Origin of the sequence: Streptomyces chartreusis NRRL 3882, from assembly GCF_900236475.1 — a bacterium.
Classification (GTDB): domain Bacteria; phylum Actinomycetota; class Actinomycetes; order Streptomycetales; family Streptomycetaceae; genus Streptomyces; species Streptomyces chartreusis_D.
Window position 1 is genome coordinate 2,093,987 of sequence record NZ_LT963352.1, and the last position, 21,543, is coordinate 2,115,529.

Annotated in this window: 16 protein-coding genes; 9 read left to right on the forward strand and 7 right to left on the reverse strand. The window is 70.1% G+C overall.

Annotated elements, in window-relative coordinates:
* Positions 1-5: 5 nt before the first annotated feature.
* Together SCNRRL3882_RS09330 and hemE are read right to left on the reverse strand one after the other, a co-directional pair.
* Positions 6-335 (reverse strand): hypothetical protein, encoded by a 330-nt coding sequence (locus SCNRRL3882_RS09330; protein ID WP_029180757.1) that lies wholly within the window; start codon positions 333-335, stop codon positions 6-8.
* 124 nt (positions 336-459) lie between these two features.
* Positions 460-1,527 carry a uroporphyrinogen decarboxylase gene (hemE, locus tag SCNRRL3882_RS09335; protein WP_010034024.1) on the reverse strand — a complete coding sequence of 356 codons (1,068 nt, stop codon included), beginning with the start codon at positions 1,525-1,527 and terminating at the stop codon, positions 460-462.
* A 101-nt stretch (positions 1,528-1,628) separates the two neighbouring features.
* Between hemE and SCNRRL3882_RS09340 the strand changes: the two genes are divergently transcribed.
* The 3 genes from SCNRRL3882_RS09340 to SCNRRL3882_RS09350 all read left to right on the forward strand — a co-directional run bounded on the left by SCNRRL3882_RS09340 (position 1,629) and on the right by SCNRRL3882_RS09350 (position 4,765).
* The gene (locus tag SCNRRL3882_RS09340) at positions 1,629-2,303 is read left to right on the forward strand and encodes a DUF3000 domain-containing protein (protein WP_063738884.1); all 675 of its coding nucleotides are present in this window, start codon (positions 1,629-1,631) and stop codon (positions 2,301-2,303) included.
* 323 nt (positions 2,304-2,626) lie between these two features.
* Positions 2,627-3,289: a response regulator transcription factor gene (locus SCNRRL3882_RS09345; protein ID WP_003993737.1), complete on the forward strand. Its 663-nt coding sequence runs from the start codon at positions 2,627-2,629 to the stop codon at positions 3,287-3,289.
* A gap of 186 nt (positions 3,290-3,475) precedes the next feature.
* Positions 3,476-4,765, forward strand: coding sequence for a ribonuclease D (locus SCNRRL3882_RS09350; RefSeq protein WP_078602734.1), 1,290 nt, complete (start codon positions 3,476-3,478; stop codon positions 4,763-4,765).
* 42 nt (positions 4,766-4,807) lie between these two features.
* Here SCNRRL3882_RS09350 and SCNRRL3882_RS09355 read toward each other — a convergent pair whose 3' ends face one another.
* From SCNRRL3882_RS09355 to SCNRRL3882_RS09365, 3 genes are read right to left on the reverse strand one after another with little or no spacing between them, the layout of a single operon-like run.
* Positions 4,808-5,638: a carbohydrate ABC transporter permease gene (locus SCNRRL3882_RS09355; RefSeq protein WP_010034010.1), complete on the reverse strand. Its 831-nt coding sequence runs from the start codon at positions 5,636-5,638 to the stop codon at positions 4,808-4,810.
* Entirely contained in the window at positions 5,635-6,585 is a 951-nt protein-coding gene (locus tag SCNRRL3882_RS09360) for a carbohydrate ABC transporter permease (protein ID WP_010034008.1), read from the reverse strand. The genes SCNRRL3882_RS09355 and SCNRRL3882_RS09360 overlap by 4 nt, the downstream gene beginning before the upstream one ends.
* Positions 6,585-7,898 (reverse strand): ABC transporter substrate-binding protein, encoded by a 1,314-nt coding sequence (locus SCNRRL3882_RS09365; RefSeq protein WP_029180756.1) that lies wholly within the window; start codon positions 7,896-7,898, stop codon positions 6,585-6,587. Before SCNRRL3882_RS09365 ends, SCNRRL3882_RS09360 begins: the two co-directional genes overlap by 1 nt.
* Positions 7,899-8,061: 163 nt before the next feature.
* On the opposite strand from SCNRRL3882_RS09365, the gene SCNRRL3882_RS09370 reads away from it, so the two are divergent.
* The 6 genes from SCNRRL3882_RS09370 to SCNRRL3882_RS09400 all read left to right on the forward strand — a co-directional run bounded on the left by SCNRRL3882_RS09370 (position 8,062) and on the right by SCNRRL3882_RS09400 (position 18,305).
* Positions 8,062-10,725 carry a glycoside hydrolase family 2 protein gene (locus SCNRRL3882_RS09370; RefSeq protein WP_010034002.1) on the forward strand — a complete coding sequence of 888 codons (2,664 nt, stop codon included), beginning with the start codon at positions 8,062-8,064 and terminating at the stop codon, positions 10,723-10,725.
* Positions 10,722-11,759 (forward strand): LacI family DNA-binding transcriptional regulator, encoded by a 1,038-nt coding sequence (locus tag SCNRRL3882_RS09380; RefSeq protein WP_010033998.1) that lies wholly within the window; start codon positions 10,722-10,724, stop codon positions 11,757-11,759. Before SCNRRL3882_RS09370 ends, SCNRRL3882_RS09380 begins: the two co-directional genes overlap by 4 nt.
* A 107-nt stretch (positions 11,760-11,866) precedes the next feature.
* Positions 11,867-13,084, forward strand: coding sequence for a thiolase family protein (locus SCNRRL3882_RS09385; protein WP_010033996.1), 1,218 nt, complete (start codon positions 11,867-11,869; stop codon positions 13,082-13,084).
* The gene (locus SCNRRL3882_RS09390; protein ID WP_010033994.1) at positions 13,081-15,210 is read left to right on the forward strand and encodes a 3-hydroxyacyl-CoA dehydrogenase NAD-binding domain-containing protein; all 2,130 of its coding nucleotides are present in this window, start codon (positions 13,081-13,083) and stop codon (positions 15,208-15,210) included. Before SCNRRL3882_RS09385 ends, SCNRRL3882_RS09390 begins: the two co-directional genes overlap by 4 nt.
* Positions 15,211-15,372: 162 nt before the next feature.
* On the forward strand, positions 15,373-16,824 hold the full coding sequence (locus SCNRRL3882_RS09395) for a cellulose binding domain-containing protein (RefSeq protein ID WP_010033992.1): 1,452 nt from the start codon (positions 15,373-15,375) through the stop codon (positions 16,822-16,824).
* Positions 16,821-18,305, forward strand: coding sequence for a polysaccharide deacetylase family protein (locus tag SCNRRL3882_RS09400; RefSeq protein ID WP_231911110.1), 1,485 nt, complete (start codon positions 16,821-16,823; stop codon positions 18,303-18,305). The genes SCNRRL3882_RS09395 and SCNRRL3882_RS09400 overlap by 4 nt, the downstream gene beginning before the upstream one ends.
* A 72-nt stretch (positions 18,306-18,377) precedes the next feature.
* On the opposite strand, the gene SCNRRL3882_RS09405 is transcribed toward SCNRRL3882_RS09400, so the two are convergent.
* Both SCNRRL3882_RS09405 and SCNRRL3882_RS09410 read right to left on the reverse strand, forming a co-directional pair.
* A complete protein-coding gene (locus SCNRRL3882_RS09405; RefSeq protein WP_010033985.1) occupies positions 18,378-20,120 on the reverse strand; it encodes a glycosyltransferase in 1,743 nt (580 codons plus the stop codon).
* Positions 20,117-21,388 (reverse strand): nucleotide sugar dehydrogenase, encoded by a 1,272-nt coding sequence (locus tag SCNRRL3882_RS09410; RefSeq protein ID WP_040902514.1) that lies wholly within the window; start codon positions 21,386-21,388, stop codon positions 20,117-20,119. The genes SCNRRL3882_RS09405 and SCNRRL3882_RS09410 overlap by 4 nt, the downstream gene beginning before the upstream one ends.
* Positions 21,389-21,543: the final 155 nt, after the last annotated feature.

Sequence of the window (21,543 nt, forward strand, 5' to 3'; positions counted from 1 at the left end):
AAACCCTAGGCAGTCCCGGCCGTACCGTTGATCCGGTCGATGGCCTGCCGCGCCTGCTCCGCCGGCGGCCGGGACGGCAAGGACGAAACCGACGCGGAAGAGGTCACAGCCGGCGGCTGCTCCCCCGCCGGCTTCGCGTGCGCCGCGATCCTGGACGACCGCAACCGGTGGCTCACCGCCTCCTCCAGCGTCACGGGCCGCCGCATCTGGGCCGCCAGCCGCCCGGCCTCCTGGCCGAGGCGGGCCACGTCCTCCCACGGCAGCCGCACCACCAGCGTCAGCTCCGCCTCGCCGTCGGGCAGTGCGTGCATCGGAGGACTAACTCGGTCGTTCATCGCCTGTTCCTCACGTCGGCCCCGCGACCCGCCTTCCCCGCGCCGCGGGCGGTTGCCGACACATACGCAAGCCCGTACGGCCGCGTTCACCGAACCGGCCGATTCGGTCCCGGGCGGCCCTGCGTCAGCGCGTGGTCCGCGTGTGCACGTACTCCACGAGCCGCGTCAGCGCGTCCGGGTCCGTGGACGGCATGACGCCGTGACCGAGGTTGAAGACATGGCCCTCCAGACCCGCCGCCGAGTCCAGGACCTCCCTGGTCTTCGCCTCGACGGCCTCCGTCGGGGCGAACAGCACCGTCGGGTCGAGGTTGCCCTGGAGCGCCTTGCCGGGCCCGACGCGGCGGGCTGCCTCGTCGAGCGGGACGCGCCAGTCGACGCCGACGACATCCGCGCCGGCCTCGCCCATCAGCCCCAGCAGCTCGCCGGTGCCGACGCCGAAGTGGATGCGCGGGACGCCGTAACCCGCCACGGCCTCGAACACCTTCGCCGACGCGGGCAGCACCGAGCGCCGGTAGTCGACGGGGGCCAGCGCCCCGGCCCAGGAGTCGAACAGCTGGACGGCCGAGGCGCCCGCCTCGATCTGGACCTTGAGGAACGCGGCCGTGATGTCCGCGAGGCGGTCGAGCAGGTCGGCCCACAGCTCGGGGTCGCCGTACATCATCGCCTTGGCGTTCTCGTACGTGCGGGACGGGCCGCCCTCGACGAGGTAGCTCGCGAGGGTGAACGGGGCGCCGGCGAAGCCGATCAGGGGCGTGCCGCCGAGTTCGCGGGTGAGCAGGCCGATGGCCTCGGTGACGTAGGAGACGTCCTCGGGGGTCAGGTCACGCAGCTGCGCGAGGTCGGCGCGGGTGCGGATCGGGTGTCCGACGACCGGGCCGACGCCGGGCTTGATGTCGAGGTCGACGCCGATGGCCTTCAGCGGGACGACGATGTCGCTGTAGTAGATCGCCGCGTCCACGCCGTGCCGGCGCACCGGCTGGAGGGTGATCTCGCAGACCAGCTCGGGCCGCGTGCAGGACTCGAGCATCGGAACGCCCTCGCGCACCTTGCGGTACTCCGGCAGTGAGCGCCCGGCCTGCCGCATGAACCACACCGGCGTGTGCGGCACGGGCTCGCGCCGGCAGGCCTTGAGGAAGGCTGAGTCGTACGTGGCGGACGGCTGCGGGGCCCGGGGGGCGTCATTGGCACTCACGGGCCAAGTTTCGCACGCCCCCGATGGGCGTGATTCAGCCCCTGGGCAGGCGCGGGGTGTCTAGCCCGGCACCCGGGCTCCGGTCCCCGTAATCTTCCGGCATGGCTGCGGCTCAGGGACGACTGTCGGACGGCGCTGGCGGAATGGACGAAGCGAAGGACACGGAGAAAGACCGGCGGGAGGCGGACACCGCCCCACTGCCCTTCCGGGCCGCCGTCGACGCGCTCAGGTCTGCGCGGTTGCGGCCCCAGATCGAGGTCGAGCCGACACGCCCGCCGGGGCGGCTCGCTCCGCACACCTACGCGCTGGAGGCCGCGGTCGTCGACGGTGACCAGGACCTGGCCGACGGCCGGCTGGTGCTGCTGCACGATCCGGCGGGTCACGACGCCTGGCAGGGCACGTTCCGGCTGGTGACGCTGGTGCGCGCGGAACTGGAGCCGGAGATGGCCGCGGACCCGCTGCTGCCGGAGGTGTGCTGGTCCTGGCTGACCGGCGCGCTACAGACGCGCGGGCTGACGTACGGGGAGCCGAGCGGCACCGTCACGCGGGCGAGTTCGCACTACTTCGGCGGTCTGTCCGAGCGCCCGGCCGCCTCGCAGATCGAGATCCGGGCCTCCTGGACGCCGCGCGAGGGCCTGGGCGGGGTCCCGGACACGGCCGCGCACCTGGCGTCCTGGTGCGATCTGCTCGCCCAGGTCGCGGGGCTGCCGCCGGCCGTGCCGGGGGACGCGTCGGTGGTGACGCTGCCTCAGCGGCGAGGACCGCAGTCCCGCTGATCGACCCTGTTCCGACCCCGTACTGATCGAATCTGTACGGGGCGGTCAACCATGCCCTGCCGACGATCACACCTGCGTCCCCCTCTTGGCCGAATCACTTTGTCGATACGGCCACTTTCGACCGCGTACCGTCGCAGACCGAAACCGTCCGGCCTTCGAATGATCGACCGCGTGTCCGAATTGTGCGGATTGTTATCACCGATTCGTGATCATTCTCTAAAGGAGGACGGGTTGGGTGCCGAAGACGACTGTGACCTTGAAAGCACGGTTCGTCCCGGCTTGAACCCCACGAGCCGGCCCCGTCCCCGCACCCAGGAGGCCTGGTGTCCGTTCTCCTCGAGCAGCCCGCAAGCCTGGTCGCCTACCGCCCGAACAAGCCGACCGCCATGGTGGTCGTGGCCGACCCGCGCGTCCGCTCCACCGTCACCCGCCACCTGTGGGCGCTCGGTGTGCGCGATGTCATCGAGGCCTCGTCCATCGCGGAGGCTCGTCCCCGCATCGGCAACCCCCGCGACATCTGCGTCGCCGACGTCCACCTGCCGGACGGTTCCGGCCTCACCCTGCTGTCGGAGACCCGCGCCGCGGGCTGGCCCAACGGGCTCGCCCTCTCCGCCGCCGACGACATCGGCGCCGTGCGCAACGCGCTCGCCGGCGGTGTGAAGGGTTACGTCGTCACCGGCACCCGTACCAACGTCGGGCTCCCCACCCGACCGGGCGCCGCCCCCATCGGCGCCGCCGCCGCGCGCCTGCACCGCCGCCCCCCGGGTGCCCCGAGCCACCCGGGCGGCTACCGCGAACTGTCCGGCCGCGAGGTCGAGGTGCTGCGGCTGGTCGCGGAGGGCCAGTCGAACAAGGCGATCGGCGTCTCGATGGGCCTGTCCGCACTGACCGTCAAGAGCCACCTCGCCCGCATCGCCCGCAAGCTCGGCACGGGCGACCGCGCCGGGATGGTCGCGGTGGCCCTGCGGACCGGAATCATCCACTGACCTGCGCCACGATGGCCCTTTGTGATCATTCGCCCACGTGAACGGGACCGACGGCGGGTCCCGCTCCCGTCACTCACGGTTCGCGAACCCGACACTTCCCCGACCTGACTGGTTTGCGACCCCCGGGCGCCCGTCGACGGAACGTTCCGTCGACGGGCGCTGTCCATACACGGATACCCTTGACAGGTGACCGACGCCCACGAGACCGCAGCAGACAGCTCACTGCGAACCACCGGAGGCGCCCCTCCGGACGACGGCGGATCTTCTGCTACGGAGGCGCCGATCCCTTTGCTGGAACCGCGTGAGGGCATTCCGCCCGTGATCGCGGACGAGGCCGCCCTGGCCCGGGTGATCGCCGCCTTCGAGGCCGGCTCCGGACCGGTCGCCGTCGACGCCGAGCGGGCGTCCGGCTACCGCTACGGCCAGCGCGCCTACCTGGTCCAGTTGCGCCGCCAGGGCGCCGGAACGGCTCTCATCGACCCCGTCGCCTGCCCCGACCTGTCCGCCCTGGGCGAGGCCCTGTCCGGCGTCGAGTGGGTGCTGCACGCCGCCACCCAGGACCTGCCCTGCCTGCGTGAGATAGGCATGGTGCCGACGCGGCTGTTCGACACGGAGCTGGCCGGGCGGCTCGCCGGGTTCCCCCGGGTCGGCCTCGGCGCGATGGTCGAGGGCGTCCTCGGTTTCGTCCTGGAGAAGGGGCACTCCGCGGTCGACTGGTCGACCCGGCCGCTGCCCGAGCCCTGGCTGCGCTACGCGGCGCTGGACGTCGAGCTGCTCGTCGACCTGCGCGACGCGCTGGAGAAGGAGCTGGACCGGCAGGGCAAGCTGGAGTGGGCCCGCCAGGAGTTCGACGCGATCGCCTCCGCCCCGCCGCCCGAGCCGCGCAAGGACCCCTGGCGGCGTACGTCCGGGATGCACAAGGTGCGCCGGCGGCGGCAGCTGGCCGTCGTACGGGAGCTGTGGCAGACCCGGGACCGGATCGCGCAGCGGCGGGACGTCTCGCCGGGCAAGGTGCTCGGGGACGCGGCGATCGTGGAGGCCGCGCTGGCGATTCCGGCCAACGTCCACGCGCTGGCCGCGCTGAACGGTTTCGGACACCGGATGAGCAAGCGGCAGCTGGAGCAGTGGCAGGCGGCCGTGGACCGGGCGAAGGCGTTGAGCGAGGCGCAGCTGCCGCAGCCGGGACAGCCGGTGACCGGGCCTCCTCCGCCGCGGGCTTGGGCCGACAAGGACCCCGCGGCCGCGGCCCGCCTCAGTGCGGCCCGGGCCGGGGTCTCGGCGCTCGCCGAGGAGCTCTCCATGCCGCAGGAGAATCTGATCACGCCGGATACGGTTCGGCGGGTGTGCTGGGAGCCTCCGGCCGTGGTGGATGCCGAGTCCGTGGCGGCCGCGCTCGCGGGGTACGGCGCGCGGCCGTGGCAGGTGGAGCTGGTGACGCCCGTGTTGGTGGAGGCTCTGTCCGGCAAGGAGGCCTAGCCGCCGTAGAGCATTCAGCCCCGCGCCCCCAAGACAGGTCTCCTACTTCGTGGCCCCCTGCGTGAAACCGTTGTAGATGAACCGCTGGAGGAACAGGAAGACGATCAGCGTCGGGGCGATGACGAGGATCGCGCCTGCCGAGATGGTCTCCCAGTGGGCTCCGAAGGGGCCCTTGAAGCGGAACAGGGACGTCGAGATCACGCCAAGATCTTCGGAGGGCATGTAGAGGAAGGGGATGTAGAAGTCGTTGTAGACGTTGATCCCCTTCACGATCACGACCGTCGCGATCGCGGGCTTGAGCAGCGGGAAGATGACCTTCCGGTACACCGTGAAGGCGTTGGCGCCGTCGATGCGGGCCGACTCGTCCAGTGAGACGGGGATGGCCCGTACGAACTGAAGGAAGATGTAGATCGACACGATGTCCGTGCCCATGTAGAGCGCGATGGGCGCCCAGAGGCTGTCGAACATCCCGAAGCTGTTCACGATCTGGAAGGTGGCCACCTGGGTGGTCACCCCGGGGACCAGCGCTGCGATCAGGAACAGGGCCAGGACCACTTTCCGGAAGCGGAACCGGAAGCGGTCGATGGCGTACGCCGTCATCGAGCCGATGAGGACCGTGCCCCCGATGGCGATGACCAGGACGACCGCCGTGTTGCCGAACGCCGAGAGCATCCGGCCGTCCTGGAACGCCGTCACGTAGTTGTCGAAGTTGAGCGGGTCGTCGGGCAGCGTGAGGGCGCCGCTGTCGTCCGCCATTTCCCCGGAGGTCTTCAGCGAGGTCAGGAAGATCACGGTGAGCGGCAGGAGCACGACCAGCGTCGCGAGGACCAGGGACAGGTACACGAGGGCACGGGCCACGGCACGGCGCGTCATACGAGGTCCACCTTGTCGTCCGGGACGAGGCGCCGCTGCACCCAGGTCACCGCCAGGATGATCAGCAGCAGTACGACGGCCGCCGCCGAGGCGAGGCCCGTCTTGTTGAACTGGAAGGCCAGCTTCACGGTCTGGATCACGAAGGTCTCGGTGCCGGTCGCGCCGCCGGTCATGATGTACGGGATCTCGAAGACGGACAGCGACCCGGAGACGGAGAGGATCACCGACAGGCTCAGCACGGGCCGGATGCCGGGCGCGATGATGTGGCGGAACTGCTGCCAGCGGTTCGCCCCGTCCAGTTCGGCCGCCTCGTACAGCTCCCCCGGGATGGACTGGATCGCGCCGAGGAAGAGGACGAAGTTCAGGCCCAGGTAGCGCCAGACGGAGACGCCGGCCAGGGAGACGTTGGCCGATGTCGGCGTGCCGAGCCAGGCGCGGTCGCCGTCGTGGCCGAAGAGGCTCAGGATCGCGTCGAGGGTGCCGCCGTCCTGGAAGAAGTACAGGAAGACGAAGCCGATCGCGACGCCGTTGATCAGGTACGGGAAGAAGAGCACGCCCTTGAAGAAGTTGCGGAAGCGGACGTTGAAGCTCAGGACGGTGGCGAAGTAGAGGGCGGCGGCGATCTGCACCACGGACGCGGCGAGGTAGTAGCCGCTGACGAAGAACACCTCGAACAGCTCGGGCCGGGTGAAGAGTTCGGCGTAGTTCTCGGCGCCCGTGTAGTGCAGCTCGGGGCTGACGCCGTCCCAGTCGGTGAAGCTGTACGCGACCATGTTGACGATCGGCGCGTAGGTGAAGGCGATCAGCAGGGCGAGCGGGGCGATCAGGAACAGCCAGGGGGTCACGCCCCGCCGCCGCCGGGACCGGCGCGCGGCGGTCGGCGGTGGCGGCCCGGCGGGCGCGGCCGGCGGCACCGGCCGCGTCGCCTTCCGGGTGGTGTCGGCCATCAGGACCCCAGGTTCTTCCGCGCCTCGGTCCACTTCTCGCCCAGCCCGGTCAGGAAGTCGTCCAGGCCGCCCTTGCGGGCACCGCGGGCGAGGTCGACGAGTTCCTGGCGGTAGTCGGGCTTGTAGATGCCGACCTCGGACTGGTTGTCGATGGACTTGACCTCGGCGCCCTTGGCGTCGTCGAGGTCCAGGAGCTTGACGCCCGCCTCCTCGTACGGCTTCAGAATCGCCGGCAGCGGGGCGTCCTTGAGGGGCGAGAGCGCGAGGTTGGCGTCCGCGTAGCCGGACTTGTCGGTGAACCAGTCGATCCAGGCGCGGGCGGCGGCCTTGTGCTCGGAGTGGACGTTGACGGCCTGCTGGTAGTCGGGGGACGTCACCGCGCAGAACGTGCCGTTCTCCTGGGCGGGGAACGGCATCAGGCCGATGTCTGCGGGGTCGGTGCCCGCCTGCTTCGCCGCGTCCTGCATCTGCACGATCGCCCAGGAGCCGAGCCACATCGTGGCGATCCGGCCCTTCGCCAGGCGGGGCTTGGACGCCTCCCAGTTGGTGGTCGTCGGGTCCTTCTCGATGAGTCCCGCGCGCACGATGTCGTGGAGCAGCGTGTCACCGACGCGGAGGTCGGCGCCCTCCGCCCAGGGGTTTCCCTCGGCGAGCCGGGTGGTGGCCTGGGTGTCGCAGCCGACCGAGCCGTTGACGTTCGTCCACTGGGTCAGCGGCCACATGTCCTTGAAGTTGGTGTAGTACGGGACCGCGTCGGACTTGGCCTTGACGGCCTTGAGGTCGTCGAGGAACTCGGCCGGGGTTGTGGGCCAGTCGGTGATGCCGGCCGCCTTCCAGACCTTCTTGTTGTAGATGAAGCCCGGGACCACGCCGATCGGGCTCTGCCCGTAGACCTTGCCCTGGACCGTGGAGTAGTCGGTGAAGCGGTACTTCTTGCTCCGCTCGGCCCGGGTGCCCAGGGACGCGAAGAACTTCGGGTAGTCCTTCTTCTCGATCACGGCCGGGATCATCAGGACGTCGCCGTAGTTCTCCGTGTTCATACGGATCTTGACCTCGCCCTCGTAGTCGGTGAGGCCGTCGAACTCGACCTTCACCTTCGGGTAGGTCTTGTTGAACTCGGCGGCGTACTTCTTCATCGTCCCGTCCTGCACGAGGTCGGTCCGGTGGGTGAGGACGGTGATGGTCCCCTGGACCTCGGCGGGGTCGTCGGGCGCCTTTGCATCCGCGCCCTTGGAGGTGCCTCCGGTGCCGGTACAGCCCGAGGCCAGCAGGGCTGCGCCCACGGCGAGGGCGAGGACGGTACGGCGGTTCATGTGCATCAGCTCCGTTCGCGGAGAGGAACTCGGGACGGAAGAGCACGTGCGGTATGGCTGGTTCGGCACTCTGACAGCGCTTTCTCAACCGGTAAAGTCCCATTCCCGCCAAGGCTGCGAAACCTGTACACGACTCTTCACTGGACCGGTTAAGGGAGTGCGCATGCTGGAGGCCACACCGCTCGGCGACGGATGGATCCTGCGCCACGAGCCGGAGCCGCTCCCGGCCTCCGTGCCGGGCTGCGTGCACACCGACCTGATGGCGGCCGGGGTGATCCCGGACCCGTTCCTGGGTCTGGGCGAGTCCGAGGTGGCGTGGGTGGGGCGCCGGGACTGGACGTACGAGCGCGAGCTGACGAGCGCGTCCGCGCAGGAGCAGACCGACCTGGTCTTCGACGGGCTCGACACCGTCGCCGAGATCTCCCTGGACGGGCGGCTGCTGGGCAAGGTGCGGAACATGCACCGCTCGTACCGGTTCGACGTGACGGGGCTGTCCGGGCGGCTGTCCGTGCGGTTCGTCTCCGCCTACGCCGAGGCCGAGGCCGTGCGGGGACGGCTGGGCGAGCGGCCCGCCGCATACGCCGAGCCCTACCAGTACCTGCGCAAGATGGCCTGCTCCTTCGGCTGGGACTGGGGGCCGACCCTGGTGACGGCCGGGATCTGGCGGCCGGTGCGCCTGGAGCACTGGTCGACGGCCCGGATCGCCCGGGTGCGTCCGCTGGTCACCGTCGACGAGGGGGTGGGCGTCGTCGAGTTGGCCGTGGACGTCGAGCGGACCCGGGTCGAGGCACCGCTCGCCCTGGAGGCGACGGTGGGCGGGGTGCGGGCGCGCGCGGAGATCGAGGGGGCGGGCGGGGTCGTACGGCTGCGGGTACCGGACGTCCGGCTGTGGTGGCCGCGCGGCTACGGCGAACAGCCGCTGTACGACGTCCGGTTGCGGCTGCTGCACGGCGACGACCCGCTGGACGGGTGGCGGCGGCGGATCGGCTTCCGGACGGTGGAGCTGGACCGGCGGCCCGACGCGCACGGCACCGGCTTCACGCTCGTCGTCAACGGCGAGCGGCTCTTCGCACGGGGCGTCAACTGGATCCCCGACGACGTCTTCCCCTCCCGGATCACCCGCGAACGGTACCGGGAGCGGCTGGAGCAGGCCGCCGGGGCGGGCGTGGACCTCGTGCGGATCTGGGGCGGCGGTATCTACGAGAGCGAGGACTTCTACGACGCCTGCGACGAGCTCGGGCTGCTGGTCTGGCAGGACTTCCCGTTCGCGTGCGCGGCCTACCCGGAGGAGCAGCCGCTGCGGGGCGAGGTGGAGGCGGAGGCCCGGGAGAACGTCGTCCGGCTGATGCCGCATCCGTCGCTGGTGCTGTGGAACGGCAACAACGAGAACCTGTGGGGCTTCCGGGACTGGGGATGGGAGCCGCGGCTGGCCGGGGACTCCTGGGGCGAGGGGTACTACCTGGGCGTACTGCCGCGTGTGGTGGCCGAGTTGGATCCGACGCGGCCGTACACGGCGGGGAGCCCCTGGTCCGGGTCATGGGACCGGCATCCGAACGATCCGGCGCACGGCACGCACCACTCCTGGGAGGTGTGGAACCGGGAGGACTACGCCGACTACCGGCGATGCGTGCCCCGGTTCGTCGCCGAGTTCGGCTGGCAGGCGCCGCCCGCGTACGCCACGCTGCGGCGGGCGCTGCCCGGGGAGGAGCTCGCGCCGGACTCCCCCGGCATGCTGCACCACCAGAAGGCCGACGACGGCAACGGCAAGCTGGAGCGGGGGCTGGCCCGGCATTTCACCGTGCCGAAGGGGGACTTCGACCGCTGGCACTACCTGATGCAGGTCAACCAGGCACGGGCGGTCGCCGCCGGCATCGAGCACTGGCGGTCGCACTGGCCGGTGTGCGCGGGCACGGTCGTCTGGCAGCTCAACGACTGCTGGCCGGTGACGTCCTGGGCGGCGATCGACGGGGACGGGCGGGAGAAGCCGCTCTACCACGAGCTGAGGCGGCTGTACGCGGACCGGTTGCTGACGCTCCAGGAGCGGGACGGCGGGCTGGTGCTGGCCGCCGTCAACCAGGCGGCCGCGGACTGGACGCCGACCCTGGCCCTGCGGCGGATGTCCGTCCGGGGCGAGGTACTGGGGCAGGTGGCCGTGGAGGTGACGGCACGGAAGCGGAGCGTGGCGTGTGTGGAGGTCCCGCGCGAGCTCACGCCGACCGGCCCCGATGAGTTCCTTGTCGCGGATGCGGGCGGGTACGGGGGCGGGGGTGTGGCTGGAGGCGCGGGCGGGGGTGTGGCTGGAGGCGCGGGCGGGACCGCGAGAGCGGGCGGGAACGGCGACCCGGGCACGGGCAGCGGCCCGGGCACCGCCAGTGATCCGAACGCGCACGGCGACCCGGGCGCGGACGGGAGCGGGAGAGCGGGCGCGGGTAGCGACCCAAGCGCGGGCGGGAACGCGACAGCGGACGCGGACGGTGGCCCGGACGCAGGCGACAGCCCGAACACAGGCGGCAGCCCGAACGCAGGCGGTGGTCCGGGCGCAGGTGGGTTGCGGGCGTTGTACTTCCCCGTGCCGGATCGTGAAGTCCTGTATCCCACCCCCCGGTTCGATGTCGCGCTCGCGCCCGGCGGCATCACCGTCACCGCCCGCACCCTGGTCCGGGACCTGCTGCTGCAGGCCGACCGGCTGGATCCGCAGGCGCGGGCCGATCGGGGGCTGGTCACGCTGCTGCCGGGGGAAGAGGTGACCATCGGGGTGCGCGGCTGGAAGACTCCGGACGCGGAGAGTGCCCGTTCGGCCCTGTACTGCGTGGAGCCCACCCGATGACGGCAACGCCGACCCCCCGCGTCACCATCAAGGACGTCGCCGCGCGCGCCGGCGTGTCCAAGGGTGCCGTGTCGCTCGCGTTCAACCACAAGCCCGGGCTGTCGGAGGCGACCCGGGACCGGATCTTCCGGGCGGCTCGGGAGCTGGGCTGGGCGCCGAACCTCACGGCGCGGACGCTGGCCGGTTCGCGCGTGGACGTGGTCGGGCTCGCGGTGTGCCGGCCGGCGCGGATGCTCGGGCTCGAACCCTGGTACATGGAGTTCGTCTCGGGCGTGGAGAGCGTCCTGGCCGAGCACTCCTGCTCCCTGCTGCTGAGACTCGTACGCAATCTGGACGAGGAGGTGGGGGTCCAGGAGTCATGGTGGCGGGGGCGGCAGATCGGCGGGTCGATCCTGGTCGACTTCCGGGCCGGCGATCCCCGGGTGGGCCTGGTGGAGCGGCTCGGGCTGCCGGTGGTCGCGGTGGGGCATCCCTCGCTGACCGGTGGGCTCACCTCGGTGTGGACCGACGACGCGACGGCCGTGACGGAGGCGGTGCGGTATCTGGCCGCGCTGGGGCACCGGCGGATCGCCCGGGTGGGCGGGGCGGCGGACCTCGGGCACACGGCCATCCGGACGGCGGCGTTCGACGAGGCAGCGGCGGCGCTGGCGCTGGCCGGGGCGTGGCAGGTGGCGACGGACTTCTCCGGGGACGCGGGGGCGCGGGCGACCCGGTCCTTGCTGACGGCCGCGCCGCCGGACCGGCCGACGGCGATCGTGTACGACAACGACGTCATGGCGGTGGCCGGGCTGTCGGTGGCGGCGGAGATGGGACTGCGGGTGCCGGCGGACGTGTCACTGCTGGCCTGGGACGACTCGCAGCTGTGCCGGCTCACCCACCCGACGTTGTCCGCGATGAGTCATGACGTACACGGTTTCGGGGCGGAGGTGGCCCGGACGTTGTTCGGGGTGATCAGCGGGGACGGGGCGGCCTGTTCGCATCCCGTGCCGACTCCGGTGCTGACGCCGAGAGGGTCCACTGCGCCGCCTCGGTGAGATGTGACGTTCACCGCTCGCCATGTCAGGACTGGGCAGCTACGTTACTCATAAGTAGCATGGGATGAGCAAGCGCTCAGCGTCCTGGACCCTGGAGGAGAGCCATCGTGCCTCGTACCGTCAGGGACGTCGTCTTCGTAGACGGCGTCCGCACCCCGTTCGGCAAGGCGGGCCCGAAGGGCATCTACCACGAGACCCGTGCCGACGACCTCGTCGTGAAGGCGATCCGGGAGCTGCTGCGCCGCAACCCCGGACTCGACCCGAAGAAGATCGACGAGGTCGCCATCGCCGCCACCACGCAGATCGGTGACCAGGGCCTCACCATCGGCCGCACGGCCGGGATCCTCGCCGGTCTGCCGCAGTCGGTCCCGGGCTACTCCATCGACCGCATGTGCGCGGGCGCCCTGACGGCCGTGACCACGGTCGCCGGTTCCGTGGCCTTCGGTGCCTACGACGTGGCGATCGCCGGTGGTGTCGAGCACATGGGCCGCCACCCGATGGGCGAGGGCGTCGACCCGAACCCGCGGTTCGTCAGCGAGAAGCTGGTCGACGAGTCGGCCCTGTTCATGGGCATGACCGCGGAGAACCTGCACGACCGCTACCCGCAGATCACCAAGCTGCGCGCCGACGAGTACGCGGTGCGCTCCCAGGAGAAGGCCGCCAAGGCGTACGCCAACGGCAAGATCCAGGCCGACCTGGTGCCGATCTCGGTACGCCGCACCTCCCCCGAGGCCGGTGAGACGGGCTGGGGCCTGGTCACCGCCGACGAGCCGATGCGCCCGGGCACGACCCTGGAGAACCTCCAGGGCCTGAAGACCCCGTTCCGCGTCCACGGCCGGGTCACCGCCGGTAACGCCGCCGGTCTGAACGACGGCGCCACCGCCTCGGTCATCGCCTCCGAGGACTTCGCGCGGGAGAACGACCTTCCCGTCAAGATGCGCCTGGTCTCCTACTCCTTCGCGGGCGTCGAGCCGGAGGTCATGGGCTACGGCCCGATCCCGGCGACGGAGAAGGCACTGGCCCAGGCGGGCCTGTCGATCTCCGACATCGGCCTGTTCGAGATCAACGAGGCCTTCGCCGTCCAGGTCCTGGCCTTCCTCGACCACTACGGCATCGCCGACGACGACGAGCGCGTCAACCAGTACGGCGGCGCCATCGCCTTCGGCCACCCGCTGGCCTCCTCCGGCGTCCGTCTGATGACGCAGCTGGCCCGCCAGTTCGAGGAGCAGCCGCACGTCCGCTACGGCCTGACCACCATGTGCGTCGGCTTCGGCATGGGCGCGACGGTCATCTGGGAGAACCCGCACTTCGAGGGGGACAAGTGAGCACCACCGCCGAGCTTCTGAAGCAGGCTTCCGAACTGTTCCCGGACGAGGTCGTCACCAGTGCGCACGTACGCCACTTCGACCTCCCCCTGGGTGCCGGGCGCTTCGCCCTGATCACCCTGGACAACGGCCTGGACCACACCAAGCCGACCACCTTCGGCCCGGCCTCGCTGGCGAACCTGAACGCCGCGATCGACCAGGTCCAGAAGGAGGCGGCGGACGGCGAGATCGTCGGCGTCGGCATCACCGGCAAGCCGTTCATCTTCGCGGTCGGCGCCGACCTCAAGGGCGTGGAGATCCTCAAGGAGTACGAGCACGCGCTCGCCATCGGCAAGGGCGGCCACGAGGTCTTCAAGCGGCTGTCCAAGCTGGCCGTGCCGACCTTCGCGTACTACAACGGCGCCGCGATGGGCGGCGGTGTCGAGGTCGGTCTGCACTGCAGCTACCGGACCGTCTCCGCGGCCCTGCCGGCGTTCTCGCTGCCCGAGGTGTTCCTCGGCCTGGTCCCGGGCTGGGGCGGCTGCACGCTGCTGCCGAACCTGATCGGCGCCGACAAGGCCGTCTCGGTGATCATCGAGAACAGCCTCAACCAGAACAAGCAGCTCAAGGGCAAGCAGGTCTACGAACTCGGGATCGCCGACGCGATCTTCGAGGGCGCGGACTTCCTGGAGCAGTCGCTGATCTGGACCGCGTCCGTCCTCAAGGGCGAGCTGGAGATCGAGCGCCCGGTGATCGACCGCGGCGAGGCCTGGGACCAGGCCGTCGCCAAGGGCCGTTTCATCGCGGACTCCAAGGTGCACGGCGCGGCCCCGGCCGCCTACCGCGCCCTGGACATCATCGCCGCCGCCAAGAACGGCGACCTCCAGCAGGGCTACGACGCCGAGGACAAGGCGCTCGCCGACCTGATCATGGGCGGCGAACTGCGCGCCGGCATCTACGCCTTCAACCTGGTGCAGAAGCGCGGCAAGCGCCCGGCCGGTGCCCCGGACAAGAACCTGGCCCGTCCGGTCACCAAGGTCGGTGTCGTCGGCGCCGGTCTGATGGCCAGCCAGCTCGCGCTGCTGTTCCTGCGCCGTCTGGAGGTGCCGGTCGTGCTGACCGACATCGACCAGGAGCGCGTCGACAAGGGTGTGGGCTATGTCCACGCCGAGATCGACAAGCTGCTCGGCAAGGGCCGGATCAACCAGGACAAGGCCAACCGCCTCAAGGGGCTGGTGACCGGCGTCCTGGACAAGGCCGAGGGCTTCGCGGACGCGGACTTCATCATCGAGGCCGTGTTCGAGGAGATGGGCGTCAAGCAGAAGGTGTTCGCGGAGGTCGAGGCGGTCGCCCCGGCGCACGCGATCCTGGCCACCAACACCTCCTCGCTGTCGGTGTCGGAGATGGCGTCGAAGCTGAAGCACCCCGAGCGGGTCGTCGGCTTCCACTTCTTCAACCCGGTCGCCGTGCTGCCGCTGCTGGAGATCGTCCGCGGCGAGCAGACCGACGAGGCCTCGCTGGCCACGGCGTTCGGCGTCGCCAAGAAGCTGAAGAAGACCGCGGTGCTGGTGAAGGACGCCCCGGCGTTCGTGGTGAACCGCATCCTGACCCGCTTCATGGGCGAGATCCAGAACGTCATCGACGAGGGCACCCCGGTCGAGGTCGCCGAGAAGGCGGTCGAGCCGCTGGGTCTGCCGATGTCGCCGCTGGTCCTGCTGGAGCTGGTCGGCCCGGCGATCGGCCTGCACGTCTCCGAGACGCTCAACAGGGCGTTCCCGGACCGCTTCACGGTCTCCCCGAACCTCAAGGCGGTCGTCGAGGCGGGCAAGCGCGGCTTCTACGTCTACGACAGCGGCAAGCCCGAGCTCGACCCCGAGGTCGCGGCGCTGCTCAAGCAGGGCGACACCGTCCTGACGGAGGAGCAGGTCCGCGAGCGCGTGCTCGACGCGGTGGCGCAGGAGATCGGGCTCATGCTCGACGAGGGCGTCGTCGCCGAGGCCCAGGACATCGACCTGTGCCTCATCACGGGCGCCGGCTGGCCGTTCCACCTGGGCGGCATCACGCCGTACCTGGACCGCGAGGGCGTCTCCGAGCGGGTCAACGGCAAGAGGTTCCTGGCGCAGGGCGTGGCGAGCGTGCCCGCGTAACGCGTAACCCCTGAGGGGGGTGGGGCGTACGGTAACGATCCGGACGCCCCGCCCCCCTTCTGCATACCGCCACAGATAGGATCCTCACACAATCCGACCATTGTTTACCGTGCCCTGACGGTCTCCACCAGAGAGCGCCGGGTGTCCTCGAAGGAGTCTTTCGTGGCGTCCTCCCGTCGCCGAACACCCGGACGCCGGGTCTGGCCCAAGATCAGGCTCCTGCTCCTCGTGGCCGTGGTCGCCGCCGGTGGCACCGCGCTCTATCCCGTGTGGAAGGCCGCGAACCCGGACCCGCCCGAACTGAAGGTCCGCTACCGGACCGACACTCCGGCCACGGCCGCGGCGGCCAAGCCGTCGTTCGAGGTCTTCAACGACACCGGGAAGGCACTGCCGTTGAGCGATGTGACGCTCCGGTACTACTTCACGGCCGACGGCGCCCCGGGTCCCTCGTCGTACGCCTTCAACTGTGTCAACGCCGTCTTCGGCTGCTCGAACGTCGCCGGCCGGGTCGTCGCGATGGACAAGGCCACCGACACCGCCGACCACTACCTGGAGGTCAGGTTCACGGCCGGCGCGGGCAGCCTGAAGCCCGGCGCCAACAGCAAGGGCATCGACCTCCAGCTCTTCCGCACCGACCACAAGCGGCTGAAGCAGTCCGACGACCGCTCCTTCGACGCCGAGATGACGTCGTACAAGGAGGCGGAGAAGGTCACCGCGTACAAGCGGGGCGTCCTCGCCTGGGGTGAGGAGCCGGACGGCACCAAGGCGAGCGACGAGAAGAAGGCCTCGGCGAAGGCCGGCGCACCCGACCCGCTGCCGGCTCCCCCGGACGGGGTGCTGTTCGACGACTTCACCTACCAGGGCGCCAAGGACCCGGCCCTGTTCAAGCACGGCTGGCTGGTCCGCACCAGCAAGGGCGGCCCCGGCATCGAGAGCACCTGGTCGGCGGACGGCGTCACCTTCCCCACCGCCGAGGGCGCCCACGCGGACGGCCAGGTCCTCAACCTGCGCGCCGGCACGGACGGCACCGAGGCCGGGACGAAGCAGGCGAGCCTCGGCACCGCCGCGAGCAAGTTCCGCGACGGCACCTACGCGGCCCGGATCCACTTCAGCGACGATCCGACCACCGGAGACACCGGCGACCACGTCAACCAGACCTTCTACACCATCGGCGGCAAGGGCTCGAAGTACAGCGAGCTGGACAACGAGTACATGCCGAACGGCGGCTGGGGCCGGCCCGGCCCCAAGCTCGACACCGTGACCTGGTACGACCACAAGACGAACGACCGGGTCTACGAGACCACGAACAAGAGCCTCGCCGCCTGGCACACCGTGCTGATCAGGGTGAAGGACGGCGTCGTCGCCTACTGGCTCGACGGCAAGAAGCTCTTCCTCAGCAACGGCAAGTACGCCCCGCGCGCGGACATGTCCGTGAACTTCAACCACTGGTTCATCGACCTGCCCTTCAAGGGCGACCGCGCCTGGGACATGAAGGTGGACTGGCTCTACTACAACGCGAACGAAACCCTGTCGGCGAAGCAAGTCCAGTCCGCGGTCGAGGGCTTCACCGACGAGGGAATGAACTACTTCGACACGGTTCGGGAGTCCCGGTGAGCAAAAGGCGGTCCAACGCCCACAGGCACGCTGCCCAGGCTGCGGAGAACAAGCCGGTGGTGAGCCGGCGTTCCGCACTGTTCATGGGCGGCGCCGGAGGCGTCGCGATGGCCGGCGGTGGCGCCTGGCTGGGCCAGGTGGTGGCCCAGCCCGCCGCGCCGGCCGCCGAGGGAGCCATCGGAGGCCTCGCCACGCCTCCTCTCTACGCCCCCTCCGGCCGCCGCCCGAAGTACCGCCGGGCCAGCTGGTCCCAGCAGTTCCAGGCCTCCCACGGCTGGACGCCCGGGGGCGCGGGCACCGCGTCGGCCGAGGCGAACGACAAGTCCGCCTTCGTGCGCGGCACCCAGTCGGTCCGGGTGACCACGAACGGCACCGGCAAGCAGTCGTACGTTCGCAAGACCGGCATGCCCGCGGTGAGCCTGACCGGCAAGATGATCCGGCTCGTCTTCCGCGTCGACGACGTGACGAACCTGGCCAAGCTCGTCTTCTACCTGGGCAGCGGCTCCCTCGCGAACCACTTCGCCTGGACCTTCCACGCCCACTCCAAGACATCGGCCAACTACGTCCAGTCCGGGGAGTGGGTGACGGTCCACCTCCAGTGGGCGGACGTCAACGCGGCGGCCGGCACGTACTCCATCGGTGCCGACGGCAAGCCGTCCACCAGGACCGGCTTCACCGACATGTCGTTCGCCGTCTACGACGACGCGGGCGGCCCGGTGACGTACCGGCTCCAGGCCGTGGAGCTGATACCGGACACCGTCTCGGTCTTCCCCAAGGGCGTCGTCTCCATCACCTTCGACGACTCCCACAAGTCGATCCACGACCTGGCCCGCCCGGTCATGGACCGCTACGGCTTCCCCGGCACGGTCTACAACATCGCCGACGCCATCGGCACCGGCAGCTTCCTGACCCTCAACCAGATGCGCTCGATGCAGGACTTCTCCGGCTGGGAGATGGCCGGCCACTCGTACGCGAACGCCGTCCACACGGCGAGCTATCCCAAGCTCACCGCCGAGGAGGCCGACACCGACTTCCGGAAGCTGCGCGAGTGGCTGGTGTCCAACGGCTTCACCAGCGAGCACTTCGCGTATCCGCACGGCGCGTTCCAGAAGACGACCGACGGTGTCCCGGTCGACCAGATCGCGAGCCGGCACTTCACCACGGCCCGGTCGATCATCTCCGAGACGATCGAGTCGTTCGCGCCGGCGATGCCGTACCGCCTCAAGGCGCTGACCGGCATCAACGACGGCACCGGCATCGGCGGTACGGCGCTGCCGAAGCTGACCGGCGCGGGCGGCCGGCTCGACCGCTGCGTGAACAGCGGTGACTGGCTGATCCTCTGCCTGCACAAGGTCACCGAGGGCGCCCCGGCGACGAGCACCGAGATCGGCAAGGCGGGCCTGGAGACGCTGATGAAGGCGATCGACGACCGGGACATCCCGGTGCTGACGGTCGAGGAGGCGATGGCTTCCTACACCTGAGGCCCGTACACGTGAGGACACACCAGAGAGGGGCGGCCCGGCGGCCGCCCCTCTCTTCGCTCTGCTACGGCTCTACCAGCCGCCCTGACCGTTCCCCTGCTGCCAGGAGGGGTTTTCCTGGTAGGGGTAGGCGCCCTGCTGCGGGTACTGCTGGGGGTACTGCTGCTGGTACTGGTCGGGATGGCCCTCGTACCCGCCCTGCCACTGCTGCTGGCCGGCCGGTTGCGGTGCTCCCCAGCTCACGCGCTGCTGCGGGACGGCCGCGTGCTGCTCCTCGTCGTAGCCGGGGATCGGCTGCGGCTGGGCCGGGATGCCGCCGGACGGACGGGGCCGGGTGCGCAGGGCCACGCCCTCCAGACGCATCAGCTGGAGTGTCTCGGTGACCTTCTTGTCGGAGTACGGGTCCTCTTCCTCGAAGATCTCCGTCACATCGGACTCGTGGTCACCGGCCACGGACACCTCGACACCGCCCTGGCGGGTGCCCCAGCTGCCCTTGTGCAGGGTGAACAGGGCGTAGAACCGCAGCGGGGTCAGCAGCGTCAGCTGGATCACGCCGTAGATCGGCGCGAGCAGGAACATGCCGAAGCGCTTGACGAAGCCCATGCCGCGGCGCGGGAAGTCGAGGTAGCGCACATTGCGCAGGTAGCCCATCAGCACCATGAAGACCAGGTAGTCGCCGATGTGGTTGACGAACTGCTGGGGCTTCAGGATGGGCAGGATGACCATCGAGTAGAACATCGCCGAGCCGAAGACCAGCCACAGCGCGAGTTCCATGCAGGTCAGCCAGAAGGCGGGCCGGTACTTCTTCTGGTGCCGGAAGGCCCACAGGGACTCGCGGAAGAAGGACTTGTTCCAGCGGACCTGCTGGCGCAGGAAGTGCGGCAGCTTCTCGGGGACGGCCGTGTAGCCGACGGCCGTCTCCTGGAAGACGACCTGGCCCTCCATCAGGCAGTAGTTGGTCATCCGGCGGTCGTCACCGAAGACGGCCGGCTTGCCCAGGAACTGCTGGTTGAGGAAGTCCGGCAGGTACTTGCGCACCAGCGTGCCGCGGTACGCGGAGAGCGCGCCGCAGCAGCACAGGACCGACTTCAGCCGCGAGTAGGCGGCCCGCTCGAAGAGGAACGAGTTGCCGTAGCGCAGGTCCTGGAGGCGGGTGAAGATGTTGCTGTCGTGGTTGAGCGCCAGCACCATGCCGGTGGAAGCCATGATCTTCTCGTCGGCCAGCGGCAGCAGCAGCTCGCGCACGGTGTCCCGGGACAGCACGGTGTCCGAGTCGACGCAGAGGAAGATGTCCGAGTACGGCGCGGCCTCGAAGCCCAGCGCCAGCGCCTCGCGCTTGCCCTTGTTCTCGGGCTGGACGCTGACGGTGTACTTGACGCCCTTGGCCTCGAACTCGCGGCGCAGCTTCTTGGCCGCCCGGATGCCGGAGTCGTTGGCGCTGGCGTCGTCGATGATGTGGATCTCGTTCGGCAGGCGGCTCTGCGCGAGGAGGCTGCGCATGCCCTGCTCGAACATCACCGGGTCCTCGTTGTAGATCGGGATGACCGCGGTGACCCAGGCGTTCTCCAGGTACTCCAGCTCCTCCCGCCCGGCCTTGGCCGGACGGTAGAAGAGGGCGCCGAACATCTTCAGGGCCAGCAGGCCCATGGCACCCATCGAGTACAGGTGCAGGGAACCCGCGTCGAGCCGGGTGGCGATGAGCGCGGCCAGCCCCAGGAAGACGAAGTACGAGACCTTCAGGTGCCGCCGCTTGCGGTGCGCGCGACGGCCACCGGAGTCGACAGCCCCGGGTATGTACGTGTCTTCGGTTGTCACAGCTTGACCACCCGCGGGTGATCGGCGGACTTGCCCCGGGTGTCGAAGAGCGCCCGGGCCCGGTCGGCGAGCACGTCCAGGTCGATCTCGCGGTGCGGCTGGAGCAGGATGGTGAGGTCGGCGGCCTCGGCGGCGGCGAGATAGTCGTCGGCACGCTCGACGGACGCACCACCGACGCGCCAGTCCTCGACCCGCGGGTCGAAGTAGGCGAGTTCGGCACCGCGCGCGAGGAGGTTCTCCGCGACGGCCATCGCCGGGCTCTCGCGCTGGTCGGAGATGTCCGGCTTGTAGGTCACGCCGAGCAGCAGGACGCGGGAGCCGCGCACGGCCTTGCCCTGGTCGTTGAGCAGATCGGCCGCCCGGTTGACGACATGCACGGGCATCCGCTGGTTGATCTCCTGCGCCAGCTCCACGAACCGGAACGGGATGCCCAGCGAACGGACCTTGTACGACAGGTAGTTGGGGTCGATCGGGATGCAGTGCCCGCCGACGCCGGGGCCGGGGTAGAAGGGCGCGAACCCGAACGGCTTCGTGGACGCGCACCGGATGGCGTCCCACAGGTCGACACCGATCTCACGGCAGAACATCGACATCTCGTTGACGAGGGCGATGTTGACGTGCCGGTAGGTGTTCTCCAGCAGCTTTGCCATCTCGGCCTCGCGGGTGCCCTTGGCCTCGACGACCCGGTTCACGAAGCGCTCGTAGAGGGCGCGGGCGGCCTTGGTGCAGTCGGCCGTGATGCCGCCGACGACCTTGGGCGTGTTCTCCAGCCCGAAGGCGGCGTTGCCCGGGTCGATGCGCTCCGGGGAGAAGGCGAGGTGGAAGTCGGCGCCGACGCGCAGCCCACCGGCCTCCAGCCGGGGCCTGACGACCTCGTCGGTGGTCCCCGGGTACGTCGTCGACTCCAGCACGACGAGCGTGCCGGCCCGGAGGTGGGCGGCGATGTCGTCCACGGCCGCGTGCACCGCGCCGAGGTCCGGGGCTCCGTGGTCGGTGAGCGGCGTCGGCACGCACACCACGACCGCGGCGGCATCCGCGATGACCGCGGCCCGGTCGGTGGCCTCGAAGCCCCGATCCAGCATGCCGCGCACATCGGCGTCGGTGATGTCGTCCACATGCGAGCGGCCGGCGTTCAGCCCGTCGACCACCCGTCGGCTGCGGTCGAGACCCACCACCCTCAGGCCCGCGGCAGCCGCGGACCTGGCCAACGGCAGCCCCACGTAACCGAGTCCGACAACCACAAGATCCACCGTGGAGGATCTGCTCACGACATCATTCCCAACCCCGTTGCCGCGGCCCCGGCCAGACGCAGCAGCAACCGGCCCCCCAGCAAAATCGAACAAGTGCGAGGAGGTTAACAAGACCTTCACTTTTTGACCATGTTCACCCGAGGTGCGTCTCGTCACGCACACATTCGTACAAC